This window comes from Arthrobacter sp. 10N44_2 (assembly GCF_056394385.1).
Genome location: NZ_JBFTHT010000004.1, coordinates 139161 through 153181, shown reverse-complemented (window position 1 = coordinate 153181; position 14021 = coordinate 139161). Strand labels below are relative to the sequence as shown.

At 67.3% G+C, this 14021-nt stretch carries 14 protein-coding genes; 11 read left to right on the top strand and 3 right to left on the bottom strand.

Annotated elements, in window-relative coordinates; translation table 11 throughout:
• Window positions 1-56 precede the first annotated feature (56 nt).
• The 10 genes from rhaS to AC1DBX_RS06675 all read left to right on the top strand — a co-directional run bounded on the left by rhaS (window position 57) and on the right by AC1DBX_RS06675 (window position 11363).
• Window positions 57-1124 (top strand): rhamnose ABC transporter substrate-binding protein, encoded by a 1068-nt coding sequence (gene rhaS, locus AC1DBX_RS06720; RefSeq protein ID WP_084476154.1) that lies wholly within the window; start codon window positions 57-59, stop codon window positions 1122-1124.
• 186 nt (window positions 1125-1310) lie between these two features.
• Complete coding sequence (locus AC1DBX_RS06715) at window positions 1311-2759, top strand: arabinose isomerase (RefSeq protein ID WP_476850646.1); 1449 nt, start codon at window positions 1311-1313, stop codon at window positions 2757-2759.
• On the top strand, window positions 2756-3139 hold the full coding sequence (locus tag AC1DBX_RS06710; RefSeq protein WP_230008182.1) for an L-rhamnose mutarotase: 384 nt from the start codon (window positions 2756-2758) through the stop codon (window positions 3137-3139). The genes AC1DBX_RS06715 and AC1DBX_RS06710 overlap by 4 nt, the downstream gene beginning before the upstream one ends.
• Window positions 3136-4314 carry an L-rhamnose isomerase gene (gene rhaI, locus AC1DBX_RS06705; RefSeq protein WP_476850644.1) on the top strand — a complete coding sequence of 393 codons (1179 nt, stop codon included), beginning with the start codon at window positions 3136-3138 and terminating at the stop codon, window positions 4312-4314. Before AC1DBX_RS06710 ends, rhaI begins: the two co-directional genes overlap by 4 nt.
• Window positions 4315-4319: 5 nt before the next feature.
• Complete coding sequence (locus tag AC1DBX_RS06700) at window positions 4320-6359, top strand: bifunctional aldolase/short-chain dehydrogenase (RefSeq protein WP_476931378.1); 2040 nt, start codon at window positions 4320-4322, stop codon at window positions 6357-6359.
• Between the two features lie 11 nt (window positions 6360-6370).
• Window positions 6371-7915, top strand: coding sequence for a rhamnulokinase (locus AC1DBX_RS06695; RefSeq protein WP_476931377.1), 1545 nt, complete (start codon window positions 6371-6373; stop codon window positions 7913-7915).
• The gene (locus AC1DBX_RS06690) at window positions 7912-8715 is read left to right on the top strand and encodes a (Fe-S)-binding protein (protein ID WP_223914436.1); all 804 of its coding nucleotides are present in this window, start codon (window positions 7912-7914) and stop codon (window positions 8713-8715) included. The genes AC1DBX_RS06695 and AC1DBX_RS06690 overlap by 4 nt, the downstream gene beginning before the upstream one ends.
• The gene (locus AC1DBX_RS06685; RefSeq protein WP_476931376.1) at window positions 8712-10304 is read left to right on the top strand and encodes a LutB/LldF family L-lactate oxidation iron-sulfur protein; all 1593 of its coding nucleotides are present in this window, start codon (window positions 8712-8714) and stop codon (window positions 10302-10304) included. Before AC1DBX_RS06690 ends, AC1DBX_RS06685 begins: the two co-directional genes overlap by 4 nt.
• Complete coding sequence (locus AC1DBX_RS06680; RefSeq protein WP_476931375.1) at window positions 10301-10942, top strand: LutC/YkgG family protein; 642 nt, start codon at window positions 10301-10303, stop codon at window positions 10940-10942. Before AC1DBX_RS06685 ends, AC1DBX_RS06680 begins: the two co-directional genes overlap by 4 nt.
• Before the next feature lie 181 nt (window positions 10943-11123).
• Window positions 11124-11363, top strand: coding sequence for a hypothetical protein (locus tag AC1DBX_RS06675; protein ID WP_476931374.1), 240 nt, complete (start codon window positions 11124-11126; stop codon window positions 11361-11363).
• 53 nt (window positions 11364-11416) lie between these two features.
• Here the strand turns inward: AC1DBX_RS06675 and AC1DBX_RS06670 are convergent, their stop codons facing one another.
• Complete coding sequence (locus AC1DBX_RS06670; protein WP_476931373.1) at window positions 11417-11674, bottom strand: hypothetical protein; 258 nt, start codon at window positions 11672-11674, stop codon at window positions 11417-11419.
• A gap of 239 nt (window positions 11675-11913) precedes the next feature.
• Here AC1DBX_RS06670 and AC1DBX_RS06665 point away from each other — a divergent pair, with 239 nt between their 5' ends.
• Window positions 11914-12690: a type 1 glutamine amidotransferase domain-containing protein gene (locus tag AC1DBX_RS06665; RefSeq protein WP_476850637.1), complete on the top strand. Its 777-nt coding sequence runs from the start codon at window positions 11914-11916 to the stop codon at window positions 12688-12690.
• Between the two features lie 86 nt (window positions 12691-12776).
• On the opposite strand, the gene AC1DBX_RS06660 is transcribed toward AC1DBX_RS06665, so the two are convergent.
• Together AC1DBX_RS06660 and AC1DBX_RS06655 are read right to left on the bottom strand one after the other, a co-directional pair.
• A complete protein-coding gene (locus AC1DBX_RS06660) occupies window positions 12777-13214 on the bottom strand; it encodes a hypothetical protein (protein WP_476931372.1) in 438 nt (145 codons plus the stop codon).
• Between the two features lie 481 nt (window positions 13215-13695).
• Window positions 13696-13947, bottom strand: a complete 252-nt coding sequence (locus tag AC1DBX_RS06655) for a hypothetical protein (RefSeq protein WP_476857774.1) — start codon at window positions 13945-13947, stop codon at window positions 13696-13698.
• Window positions 13948-14021: the final 74 nt, after the last annotated feature.

Sequence of the window (14021 nt, the reverse complement as noted above, 5' to 3'; positions counted from 1 at the left end):
AACCGCGCCCGCCTGGGACCGGCTGTACCGACCGCACGAAGGAAAAGGGAAGAACAATGATGTTGAACCGCAAGAACAAGGGCCGGACCGGCCGACTGGGAAGCATGGTGGCCATCACCGCCGTGGCCGCACTGGCGCTGACAGCCTGCAACAGCGGCTCTGCATCCTCGACCGACACCAGCAGCCCCTCGGCAGGGGGCGGGGACCAGAAGATCACCTTCATCCCCAAGCAGCTGAACAACCCGTACACGGACGTTGTTCTGGGCGGCGGCAAGAAGGGCGCCACTGAGGCAGGATTCGCCTCCTCGCAGGTCGTCGGACCGCTGGAAGCCTCCGCCTCCAGCCAGGTTTCGTTCATCAACGCCGAGACTCAGGCCGGCACGAACGTCATCGCGATTGCCGCCAATGACCCCGACGCCGTCTGCACCGCCCTCGGCGAAGCCCGTTCCGCAGGCGCCAAGATCGTCGCGTTCGACTCGGATACCAATCCCGACTGCCGCGACATCTTCATCAGCCAGGTCGTCGCCAAGGACGTTGCCTTGATCCAGACCAAGCTGATTTCCGAGCAGATCGGCGGCAGCGGCGAGATCGCCATCCTGTCCGCCACCGCCAACGCCACCAACCAGAACGAGTGGATCAAGTACATGGAGGAGGAGCTCGCCTCCAACCCCGCGTACAAGGACATCAAGCTTGTGGCCAAGGTCTACGGCGATGACAACGACACCAAGTCCTTCCAGGAAGCCCAGGGCCTCATGCAGGCCCACCCGAACCTGAAGGGCATCATCTCGCCCACCACAGTGGGCATCGCCGCCACCGCCCGGTACCTCTCAACGTCCGCCTACAAGGGCAAGGTTGCCCTCACCGGGCTCGGACTGCCGAATGAAATGCGGCCCTTCGTGAAGGACGGCACCGTCAAGGAGTTCGCCCTCTGGGATCCGGCACAGCTCGGCTACGTGGCGGCGTTCGCCGGCAAGGCCCTCAAGGACGGCAAGATCACCGGCGCCGAAGGGGATACCTTCACCGCCGGCGAACTGGGCGAACGCAAGGTCGAAAAGGGCGGCCTGGTGATCGTCGGCCCGCCGACGGTCTTCAACGCCGAGAACATCGACAAGTACAACTTCTGATCCGTTCCTGACCCATCCCGAGCGGCCGGGCGGGCCGCCGACAGCCCGCCCGGCACCTCACCACTTCACTCCGTTCCGCTTCACCGGTGCCGCAGCACCGGGCCCACGGCGTCAACTCCACAGCCGTGCCCGGAAACCACGTTCCGGAGCCCCAGATCCCCCTTTTCATGCCGGAAGGCCCCCCACATGAACCAGAAACAACCGGCAGACCGGCTGCTGCAACCGCACCGGCGCCGCCCCACCCGCATCGGGCTGGTCTCCGGCGGTCTCGGCGCCTACTGGCCCCAGTTCCCGGAGCTGCTGCCGCAGCTGCGGGAGTCCGTCCGGTACGTCACCGGCCGCTTCCAGGAGCTCGACGCCGACGTCGTCGACACCGGCTTCATCTCCGACGCGCAGGAGGCCGCCGCGGCCGGCGAAAAGCTCCGCGTCGCCGACTGCGACCTCATCGTCATCTTCCTCACCACGTACCTGACGTCCTCCATGGTCCTGCCCATCGCCCAGCGCGCGAAGACCCCCGTTCTGGTGATCGACCTGCAGCCAACCGAAGCGATGGACCACGCCAACTTTGACACCGGCAAGTGGCTGGCCTACTGCGGCCAGTGCCCGGTGCCGGAGGTCGCCAACGTCTTCCGCCGGGCCGGGATCGACTTCCGCTCAGTCTCGGGGCACCTTAAGCAGGAGTCCGCCTGGGAGCGGATCACCGCGTGGGTCCACGCCGCCGGCGTCCGCGCCCGGCTCCGCAATGCCCGGCACGGGCTCATGGGCCACCTCTATCCGGGCATGCTCGATGTCGCCACCGACCTCACCACCGTGTCCACCACCTTCGGCTCGCACGTGGAGGTGCTCGAATTCGATGACCTCCGCGAACGGGTCAACGCCGTCACGGAGGCGGAGGTGACCGAACGGCTCGGGCTCGCCCGCGAACTTTTCGTTGTGGATGACTCCGTGAACGACGACGACTTCGCATGGGGTGCGAAGGTGTCCGTCGGCCTGGACCGCCTTGTGGAGGACTTTGACCTGGACTCCGTGGCCTACTATCACCGCGGACTGGCCGGCGAACAGCACGAACGGCTCGGCGCCGGGATGATCCTGGGCTCCTCCATCCTGACGGCCCGGGGCATCCCGATGGCCGGCGAGTTCGAGCTGCGGACCTCCATCGCCATGCTGGCGGCCCAGGCGATCGGCGCCGGGGGATCATTTACCGAGATCCAGGCCCTGAACTTCCTCGACAACGTGGTCGAAATGGGACACGACGGCCCGGCCCACCTGGCCGTGTCCGCCCAGGACCCGCTCCTGCGCGGACTCGGCATCTACCACGGCAAACGCGGCTGGGGCGTCTCGGTCGAATTCGATGTTCGCCACGGCCCCGTCACGACCTTCGGCCTCGGCCAGGACCCGGACGGAAGCTACGTGTTCGTCACCTCCGAGGGCGAGGTGGTTCCCGGCCCGCTCCTGCAGATCGGCAACACGACCTCCCGGGTGGACTTCGGCGGGGACCCCGGGCTCTGGGTGGACGTCTGGAGCCAGACCGGAATCGGCCACCACTGGGCCCTGTGCGTCGGCCACCGCGCCGCCGACATCAAGGCCGCCGCATCCCTGCTGGGCATCGAACACCGCCACGTGGTGCTCTCATGAGCACGCAACGCGTCTGCTTCCAGCTCCAGGTCAAGCCCGCGCTGATCGGGGAATACACCCGCCGGCACGCCGCCGTCTGGCCGGAGATGCTCCGGGCCCTGACGGCCTCGGGCTGGAACAACTACTCACTCTTCCTCCGGCCCGACGGGCTACTTATCGGCTACTTCGAAACGGACAGCCTGACCGAAGCCCAGGCCCGGATGGCAGCCACTGACGTCAACGCCCACTGGCAGGCCGACATGGCCGGCTTCTTCGACGACCTCGCCGGAGCGCCGGACCAAGGCTTCCTCCAGCTCACCGAAATCTTCAATCTCGAGGACCAGTTGTCCGCAGCAAACGCCGCCGGGGACAACCACCAACCGCAGAAGGAACAACCATGAACACCACAGAAACGGCCCTGGGCCGCCTCGGGGAACTCGCCATCGAGGTCCCGTCCTGGGCCTACGGCAACTCCGGCACCCGCTTCAAGGTGTTCGGCACTCCCGGCACCCCGCGCACGGTCCACGAGAAGCTGGCCGACGCCGCGAAGGTCCACGAACTCACCGGACTCGCGCCCACCGTGGCGCTGCACATCCCCTGGGACAAGGTGGATGATTACGCGGCCCTGAAGGAGTTCGCGGCGGAGCTCGGCGTGGGACTCGGCACCATCAACTCCAACACCTTCCAGGACGACGAGTACAAGTTTGGTTCCCTGACCTCCTCGAACCCTGCGGTGCGCCGCCGCGCGATCGACCACCACCTCGAGTGCCTGGAGATCATGAACGCCACGGGCTCGCGGGATCTGAAGATCTGGCTCGCGGACGGCACCAACTACCCGGGCCAGGACGACATGCGCGGCCGGCAGGACCGCCTGGCCGAGTCGCTGCAGGAAATCTACGCGGCCCTGGGCGACGAGCAGCGCCTGGTGCTGGAGTACAAGTTCTTCGAGCCGGCTTTCTACCACACCGACGTTCCGGACTGGGGTACTTCCTACGCCCAGACCCTGGCCCTGGGCGAGAAAGCCTTTGTCTGCCTCGACACCGGCCACCACGCCCCCGGCACCAACATCGAGTTCATCGTCATGCAGCTGCTGCGCCTGGGCAAGCTCGGCTCCTTCGACTTCAACTCCCGCTTCTACGCTGACGATGACCTGATCGTCGGTGCGGCGGATCCCTTCCAGCTCTTCCGCATCATGCACGAGGTCATCCGCGGCGGCGGGTTCGGTAAGTCCCCAGGAGAGAACTCAGCCGTCGCCCTCATGCTGGACCAGTGCCACAACCTGGAGGAAAAGATCCCTGGCCAGATCCGGTCCGTGCTCAATGTCCAGGAAATGACCGCCCGCGCCCTGCTGATCGACACCGATGCGCTGGCCGAGGCCCAGCGCAGCGGCGACGTCCTGGCCGCCAACGGCATCTTCAACGATGCCTTTTACACCGATGTCCGCCCCGCGCTGGCGCAGTGGCGTGAATCCCGCGGCCTGCCCGCGGACCCGATGGCCGCCTTCAAGGCCAGCGGTTACCAGAAGAAGATCAACGAGGACCGCGTCGGCGGCCACCAGGCCGGATGGGGCGCTTAAGAGTTATGACTGAGAACAAGACTGTCGAAGAACTGATCTCCCGTTCGAACCGCCTCGGCGCGGACAAGCGGAACACCAACTTCGCCGGCGGCAACACCTCCGCCAAGGGCACCGAAAAGGACCCCGTGACCGGCGAGGACGTCGAGCTCCTGTGGGTCAAGGGCTCCGGCGGGGATCTGGGCACGCTGAAGGCCGAGGGCCTTGCCGTGCTGCGGCTGGACCGGCTGCAGGCGCTCAAGAACGTTTACCCCGGCGTCGAGCGTGAAGACGACGTGGTGGCCGCGTTCGATTACTGCCTGCACGGCAAGGGCGGCGCCGCCCCCTCGATCGACACCGCCATGCACGGCCTGGTCGACGCCGCCCACGTGGACCACCTGCACCCGGACTCCGGGATCGCCATCGCCACGGCCGCCGACGGCGAGGCCCTGACCAAGGAGATCTTCGGCGAGAAAGTGGCGTGGGTGCCGTGGCGGCGCCCCGGCTTCCAGCTCGGCCTGGACATCGCCGCGATCAAGGACGCCAACCCGCAGGCCGTCGGAACCATCCTGGGCGGCCACGGCATCACCGCCTGGGGCGCCACCAGCGAGGAAGCCGAAGCCAACTCGCTGTGGATCATTGAGCAGGCCGAGCAGTACATCAAGGACCACGGCAAGAACGAACCGTTCGGTCCCAAGCTGCCTGGCTACGCCGCCCTCCCGGAAACCGAGCGCCGCGCGAAGGCCGCCGCCCTGGCCCCCGTGATCCGCGGACTCGCCTCCACCGACAAGCCGCAACTGGGGCACTTCAGCGACGACCCCGCCGTCCTGGCGTTCCTCGAAGCCGCCGAACACCCGCGGCTCGGGGCCCTGGGCACGTCCTGCCCGGACCACTTCCTGCGCACCAAGGTCAAGCCGCTGGTCCTGGACCTGCCCGCCGACGCCCCGGTTGAAGACTCTGTGGCCCGGCTGAAGGAACTCCACGCCGCCTACCGCGAGGACTACCAGGGGTATTACGACCGGCACGCAACCCCGGACAGCCCCGCCCTGCGCGGCGCGGACCCGGCGATTGTGCTGGTGCCCGGCGTGGGCATGTTCTCCTTCGGCGCCAACAAGCAGACCGCCCGGGTGGCGGGGGAGTTCTACCTCAACGCCATCAACGTCATGCGCGGCGCCGAAGCCGTCTCCACCTATGCCCCGATCGAGGAAGCCGAGAAGTTCCGGATCGAATACTGGGCCCTGGAGGAGGCCAAACTGGCCCGGATGCCCAAGCCGAAATCCCATGTTGGCCGGATCGCCCTGGTGACCGGGGCTGCGTCGGGCATCGGCAAGGCGATCGCCACCCGCTTCGCCGCCGACGGCGCGTGCGTGGTCATCGCTGACCTGAACCTGGACAACGCCCGGGCCGTGGCCGCGGAACTCGGCGGCGCCGACGTCGCCATCGGCGTCCAGGCCGACGTCACCGACGAAGCCCAGATCGCCGCCGCCATCGAGGAAGCCGTCCTGGCCTTCGGCGGACTGGACCTGGTGGTCAACAACGCGGGGCTCTCCATCTCCAAGCCGCTGCTGGAAACCACGGAAAAGGACTGGGACCTGCAGCACAACGTCATGGCCAAGGGCTCGTTCCTGGTGGCCAAGGCGGCCGCCCAGGTGATGATCGGCCAGGAGATGGGCGGCGACATCATCTACATCTCCTCCAAGAACTCCGTCTTCGCCGGCCCGAACAACATCGCCTACTCCGCCACCAAGGCGGACCAGGCCCACCAGGTCCGGCTCCTCGCCGCGGAACTGGGCGAGTACGGGATCCGGGTCAACGGCATCAACCCCGACGGCGTGGTCCGCGGCTCCGGGATCTTCGCCGGCGGCTGGGGCGCCAAGCGCGCCGCCGTCTACGGCGTGCAGGAAGAGGAACTGGGCAAGTACTACGCCCAGCGCACCCTGCTCAAGCGCGAAGTGCTGCCCGAAAACGTGGCCAACGCCGCCGCCGTGCTCACCGGCAGCGAGCTCTCCCACACCACGGGGCTCCACATCCCCGTGGACGCCGGCGTGGCCGCGGCCTTCCTGCGATGAGCCTTCCTGCGATGAACGCGGTGCCACCAGCGGATACCGACGGCGGCCGGTTTGCCGGCAGTTCCTTTGTCGCTATCGACATCGGTGCATCCTCGGGCCGGGTCATCCTGGGCCGGGTCGCGGGCAGCCCCGGTGGGGCGAGGGCCGAGCTGGAGACCGTGCACCGGTTCCCCAACGGGGTCAAGGAGCTCGACGGCGGCCTCCGCTGGGACTTCGACGCGCTGTTCGCCGAGGTCCTCGCCGGGCTCGCGGCCGCCGCCACGACGGCCGCGGCCCGCGGCGAGAGCATCGCCAGCATCGGGATCGACACCTGGGCCGTGGACTACGGGCTGGTCAACGACGCCGGTGACCTGGTCGCGGCGCCGTTCAGCTACCGCGACAACCGGTCCCGTACCGCCATCTCCCGGGTCCACGAAAAACTCGATCCGGCCCGGCTCTACGCCACCACCGGGCTGCAGTTCCTGCCGTTCAACACGATCTACCAGCTCGCCACGGAGCCGGCCCTGGAGGGGCTGCAGGCGCTGCTCATCCCGGACCTCATCGGGTTCCTGCTCACCGGCCAGCGCCGCACCGAGGCCACCAACGCCTCCACCACCGGGCTCTTCGACGCCGTCGCGGGGGAGTGGGCCACGGAGTTCCTCACCGCCCTGGACCTACCCACGAACCTGTTCCCGCCGCTGATCCAGCCCGGCGAGACCATCGGCACCCTCACCAAGGACATCGCGGGACGCCTGGGACTTCCCGAAACCACGGCCGTGGTGGCCGTCGGCTCGCACGACACCGCCTCGGCCGTCGCCGCCGTACCGGCGGACGCCGGAGGTGCTGGCGCCGGAGGTGCTAACGACAATTTCGCCTACGTCTCCTCCGGCACGTGGTCTCTGGTCGGCGTCGAACTGTCCCACCCGGTCCTGACCGAGGCCAGCCGGACCGCGAACTTCACCAACGAACGCGGCGTGGACGGCACCATCCGCTACCTGCGCAACGTCGGCGGCCTCTGGCTGCTCAGCGAATGCCAGCGCACCTGGGCCGCCGAAGGCTACGGGCCGGGGCTCGAGGAACTGCTCGACGCGGCCGCGACTCTTCCGCCCGGCGGCCCGGTCATCAACGCCGACGACCCCTGTTTCATCGCTCCGGACAACATGCCCGAACGGATCCGGGGCGCGGTCCGCAAAACCGGCGCTGTCTTGCCGGAGCATCCCGCGCACATCGTGCGGTGCATCCTGGACAGCCTTGCCGCCGGCTACGCCCGGACCATCGCCGACGCCGAACGGCTCGCGGACGTCCGGGCCGGCGTCGTGCACATTGTGGGCGGCGGATCCCAGAACCGGCTCCTGTGCCAGCTCACCGCCGACGCCACCGGCAAACGCGTGATCGCCGGACCCGTGGAAGCCACGGCCCTGGGCAACGTCCTGGTCCAGGCCCGCGCCGCAGGCGTGCTCAGCGGCGGGCTGGGGGAGCTGCGCGCCGTGGTGCGTGCCTCCCAGCACCCGGCGGAGTACGTGCCCTCAGCCCGGGCCGCACACCAGAGTGTCGTCCCCAGCGGAGGTGCCCAGTGAGGATCGCGCTTTTCGCCACGTGCATCGTTGACGCCATGTACCCGGCCACGGCCCGCGCCACGGTGTCCATCCTGGAACGCCTCGGCCACGAGGTCATCTTTCCGGCCGGCCAGGCCTGCTGCGGGCAGATGCACGTCAACAGCGGCTACCTCAAGGAAGCGCTGCCCGTCGTCGCCAACCATGTGAAGGCCTTCGAAGAAGATGAGTACGACGTCGCCGTCGCACCTTCCGGTTCGTGTGTCGCCTCCGTGAAGCACCAGCACCCCATGGTCGCCCGCCGCTGCGGGGACGCCGGGCTGGAGGCCCGGGCCGCCGCCGTCGGAGCCAAAACCTACGAGCTCTCCCAGCTCCTGGTGGATGTCCTGGGCGTCACCGACGCGGCGGCGCAGCTGGGCTCGTACTTCCCGCACCGGATCACCTACCACCCCAGCTGCCACGGCATGCGCCTGCTCCGGCTCGGCGACCGCCAACTGGACCTGTTGCGCTCGGTCGGCGGCATCGAACTGGCCGAACTGCCCGAGGCCGACCAGTGCTGCGGCTTCGGCGGCACCTTCTCGATGAAGAACGCGGACGTGTCCTCGGCGATGCTGGCGGACAAGACCGCCAACATCTGCGGCACGGGCGCCGAACTTTGCGCCGGCGGCGACGCGTCCTGCCTGATGCACATCGGCGGCGGACTGTCCCGGCAGGGCAGCGGCGTCACCACGATGCACTTCGCCGAGATCCTGGCCAGCACCCTCGAGAATCCCGCCGCCGTCTCCGGCGACGTCCGCCTCACCACCGGAAGGACCGCACGATGAGCGGCACATTCCTGGGGATGCCGTCCCTGCCGGTCTTCGGCATCGGCAACCTGCACGAACACGAGCCCTTCCCGAAAGCCGCCCGCCGCGAGCTCGGCAACACCCAGCTGCGGGCCAACCTCGGCCACGCCACCCGGACCATCCGGGACAAGCGGCTGGCCGTCGTGTCCGAACTCCCCGACTGGGAGGAGTTGCGCGAGGCGGGCCGGGCGATCAAGGAATCCGTCATGGCCCGGCTGCCGGAACTGCTCGAAGAGTTCGAGGCGAACTTCACCGCCCGAGGCGGGACCATCCACTGGGCCCGCGACGCCGGCGAAGCCAACAGCATTGTCGCCGCCCTCATCCGGGACCAGGGCGCCGACGAGGTGGTCAAGGTCAAGTCCATGGCCACGCAGGAAATCGGCCTCAACGAATACCTCGAAGAACAGGGCATCGCGGCTTACGAGACCGACCTCGCCGAGCTCATCGTCCAGCTGGACCACGACAAGCCCAGCCACATCCTGGTCCCGGCTATCCACAAGAACCGCAGCCAGGTCCGGGACATCTTCCTGCGCGAAATGGAGGGGGTGGATCCGGAGCTCACCAACGAGCCGGCGCGCCTCGCCGCGGCCGCCCGGGCACACCTGCGCCGCAAGTTCCTCAGCGCCAAGGTGGCCGTGTCTGGCGCGAACTTCGCCCTCGCGGACTCCGGGACCCTCGCCGTCGTCGAATCCGAAGGCAACGGGCGCATGTGCCTGACGCTGCCGGAAACGCTCATCACCGTCATGGGCGTCGAAAAGCTGCTGCCGGGCTGGGAGGACCTCGAAGTGTTCATGCAGCTCCTCCCGCGGTCCTCAACGGGCGAGCGGATGAACCCCTACACCTCGCTGTGGACCGGCGTCACGCCTGACGACGGGCCGCAGAACGTCCATCTGGTCCTGCTGGATAACGGACGCAGCGCCGCCCTGGCCGACGAAATGGGCCGCTCCGCGCTGCACTGCATCCGTTGCAGCGCCTGCATGAACGTGTGCCCCGTCTACGAACGCACCGGCGGGCACGCCTACGGATCCACCTACCCGGGCCCGATCGGCGCGATCCTGTCGCCGCTGCTGACCGGGATCACGGCCGAGGAGAACAACTCCCTGCCCTACGCCTCGTCCCTGTGCGGCGCCTGCTACGACGCCTGCCCGGTGAAGATCAACATCCCGGACATCCTGGTGCACCTGCGCGGCGAGGACGTGGACAGCAAACGCGGCAAGCGCGGGAAGCGTGGGAGGGAGCGGCTGCCGAGCCAGATGGACGTCGGCATGAAGGCGGCCTCCTGGGCGCTGTCCTCCGGAAAGAACCTGGGCCTTGTGGAGAAGGCGCTCCCGCTGGGACGGATAGCCGCCGGCCCGGACCGGAAAATCACCAAACTGCCCGGCATCGCCGCCGGCTGGACCCAAAGCCGGGACATCCCCGCACCGCCGGGGCAGTCCTTCCGGCAGTGGTGGGACAAGGAACACCGGGCCGCCGGACCCGATGCAGCCGCCGCCCCGGCTGCCGGCACCGACGCCCCCGGGCCGAAGTCCGCCGGCCCAGGATCAGCCGGAACAGAGGAGAACCCGTGAACGCGCGCGCAGAAATACTCGACCGGATCCGCTCCGCCCTCCGGGACGCCCCGGCAGTACCGGAGGTGCCCCGCGACTACCGGCGCTCCTCCGAGCTGAGCGGGGAAGCGCTGATCGAGCTGCTGACGGACCGGCTCCTCGACTACAAGGCAAACGTCTTCGTCGAGGAAGCCGCCGCGGTGCCGCAGCGGCTCGCCGCGTTGCTGGAGGGCACCGGCCGCTACGCTGTGCCGCACGGCCTCGCGGAGTCCCTGTTCGCGGAGGCGGACGCTTACGACGGCGGCTCCGGCCGCCGCGTCACGGACGCCCCCGGGCAGCGGCTCAGCGTCGAGGAGCTCGACGGGATTGACGCCGTCGTCACCGGCAGCGCCGTCGCCGTCGCCGAAACCGGCACCATCATCCTCGATGCCGCACCGGACCAGGGGCGCCGGGTCATCAGCCTCGTCCCGGACCGGCACATCTGCATCGTCCGGGCCGGGGACATTACCGCCATCCTGCCGGAGGCCCTCCGCCGGCTCGACGGCAACCGCCCGCAGACCTGGATCAGCGGCCCCAGCGCCACCAGCGACATCGAGCTCGAACGCGTCGAAGGCGTCCACGGCCCCCGGACCCTGGACGTCGTGATCGTCCGCGGGTAGGCGGGAGACCGGGGCCCGCTTCCCTGCCACCGCGAGGGAAGCGGGGCCTCCTGGTTTGTGGTGATGGCCCCGGAAAGTCGTTTGCCCCGATCACTCAGAGGAAACTCATGGTCTTCTCAGCAGGGAGTTGAACCATGGAAGCATGTACCTAGTCGACCCCAGAGCCTATGCGCATCGCCTAATGCACCCTGGCGCTTGGTTCCGCGCGACAATCCGCCGGCACGTCCCCGCAAGCGACCACGCCCGCGACCAGCAGCCCACGCACTCCAGGTTCGACTATCTGGAGGGTGGCCTCACGGGAACACTGAGCACGGCCCATTCACGGCACAGGGCCAAGGAACTCGAGCAGGCATTCCGGAACGGAGACGTTTCCTACGAGGACGCGTGCCTGGAGATGGAGCAACTCGAGGGGGAGCTGTGAACGGCTGGCAGCGCTCGACGGAACCGCGCGTTTCGGGTGCCGCTGCCTGCGTTCTAGGAGCAGGTGTTGAGGAAACCTGTGGCGCCAGGGCGGGCATGGAAGGTCACCGTGTGGCCGGCGTCATCGCGGAAGATGGCCTTTGGGCCGGTCACGGTCATGGCGCCGGGCTGGTAAGGGTTTTTCCAGCCTTCAGGCGGGTTGCCGTGGCCGTCGTCCAGCGCCTCGTCCGCGACGAAATAGGTGCCCTGCACGAGCGCTTCATGGATGCCGCAGTGTGTGTACAGACTGTACGGCGAGCCTGAGGCGGCCATAGTTGTTGGGTTGGCCGGGGTCCCACTTGCCGGATCCCCCTGCATCGCGCACCCGCACAGCAGCGCCAACCCTGCAGCGGCTGCGAAGCCTAAGTGGTATCGAGCTGTCATGCCCCAAGGCTCTAGGGCGCTGCCTCAATGGTCAAGAGCCAAGCAAGCCTGCCGGCAGGCAAAAGACAGCTGGGAGGGGCCCGAATGGGGCTGGGCGTAGGGTGGAAGTTGGACGAAAGGAGCACTTCATGAAGAAAATCCTCATGGTACTGACCAGCGTTTCCGAGATCGGCGATACCGGAGAGAAGACCGGCTACAACGTGGCCGAGGCTGCACATCCCTGGAAGGTCTTCAAGGATTCCGGGCATTTCGTCGACTTCGCGTCCATCCAGGGCGGCCAGCCCCCGCGCGACGAGGTGGACTCAGAAGATCCCATCCAGGTCGCCTTCACGGAGGACGAGACCACGCGCGCCGGACTCTACAACACTGCCCGCGTCGACGTCGTTGACCCCGACCAGTACGACGCCGTCTACCTCGTGGGCGGCCACGGCACCATGTGGGACTTCCCGGACAGCGAAGGCTTGCAGAATCTGGTGGCCAGCGTCTACAACGCCGGCGGCTTGGTCGGCGCGGTCTGCCACGGACCGGCCGGCCTGCTGAACGTGGAATTGAAGAACGGGCTTCGCCTCGTCGAGGGCAGGAAGGTGGCGGCCTTCACCAACGACGAGGAGGTTGCCGCAGGGAAGGACAAGGTCATCCCGTTCTTCTTGGCCGACCGACTTGAGGAACAAGGCGCCACCCACGTCTCCGCTGACGTCTTCGAGGAGAAGGTCGTGGTTGACGACCGGCTGGTGACCGGCCAGAACCCGGCCTCAGCCGCCGGCGTGGCCAAGGAGATGGAGAAGCTCTTCGCAGCGGTCATCCATCAGGAAAAAGCCGAGGAACAGCACGACGCGGAGGCTCTGCGCGCCGAGAAGGACGCCGAGAAAGACGCCAAGAAGGCTGCCGCTGAAGCGGAGCACTAACACCAAGATCGCACTGAAACTGGCGGCCACCCCGGCAACGGGGTGGCCGCCTCCGCTCTGCGGCAATCGCGAACACAAAACAAGGATCAGTAGCCGTACTTGTGGACCACGACCTGCACAATGTTGGTGTCGTCGTCCCGACCGTCGTCAGTGATCGTGATGCGTACGTTCCATCCGTCGATGACGCCAATGCCCCGGCAGTCCAGTCCGCCTGCATTGATCCTCTGCTCCCGTACGCATGGCTTGTACTCCTGTGGCGTCAAACCCACCTGCTGAACGTACCGCTCCAGGTCACCCTCCCGGTACTTCCGGTGAGTGTCCCAACGGTATGCGTACTGGGAGCAAGGTCCATCGAGCGGGATGCACAGCGCACTGCCCACCGGCTCCTGCGTTCTTAAGGGTTCCCATCCCGGCTCTGGCTGGAGGCGGTCGGCAATCGTCTTGAGCTCAGCGACAATCTGATCGCTCTTCCACGATGACCAGAGGAAGAAAGCGGTGACAAAGGCAACCGTTACTGCCAGCACACCGAGCCATATTTTGCGGCCCCTGCTCATTCTCGTCCCGCTCCCCACTGCGTACCTCTCTGGTTGTGAGACCCGCAGTCCACCCCGCCACCGCGCTGTGCTGGTCCACCGACCGTCTCGCTTCGCCACCTACCACCCCGAACCGGGTGAATGACAGTCCTGCCGAGCGGTAACCGGCCGTGCCTGCGGAGTTGACTTACGCGGCGATAGCGGATGGGGGTGTCCAGCGGTGAGTGGAGCACCTCGGCCGGTTCGCCGCACCAATATTTCCATTTATACGGAGTTCTAGACATTTATACGGAGTTCTAGAACTGGGTATAACTGCGGGGTTGAACCCGGCGGAACGCCTATGGCCCCGGCGAGGTGGATATGGCACTTTGATTCAGGACCGGTGTGACCGCTAGAAAAAACGATGCCACCCCTTCGTCCGGGCCAAGACCCGGGAACGCGACACTTGATCCGAAGGACACCTACTGTCGGGCTACTGTAGATTATCCGGGACGCCGAATCGCCTTCCAACGAGTACGCGAATGGCCGCGAGTAGAGGCTGATCTTCCAGCGCAACGCCCTCGCCCCCGTAATGCACACCCGTTTCGTCACCCACTGCTTCTATGTCAAAAAGATTGAGGACCTCGGCCACGCGAACCTGATACTCGGTGGCGGTCATTTGGCGAGACACACGAACTGGAATTGTGCTGAGTTTGCGCGCGACCTTAGCAGCGGATTCATTCATGGGCGCACTCTTGCATGGCGTTCCGCCATTGCACAAGGGGCCCCTTCGAGTCGCATGCGTGAGTATGAGGCGAC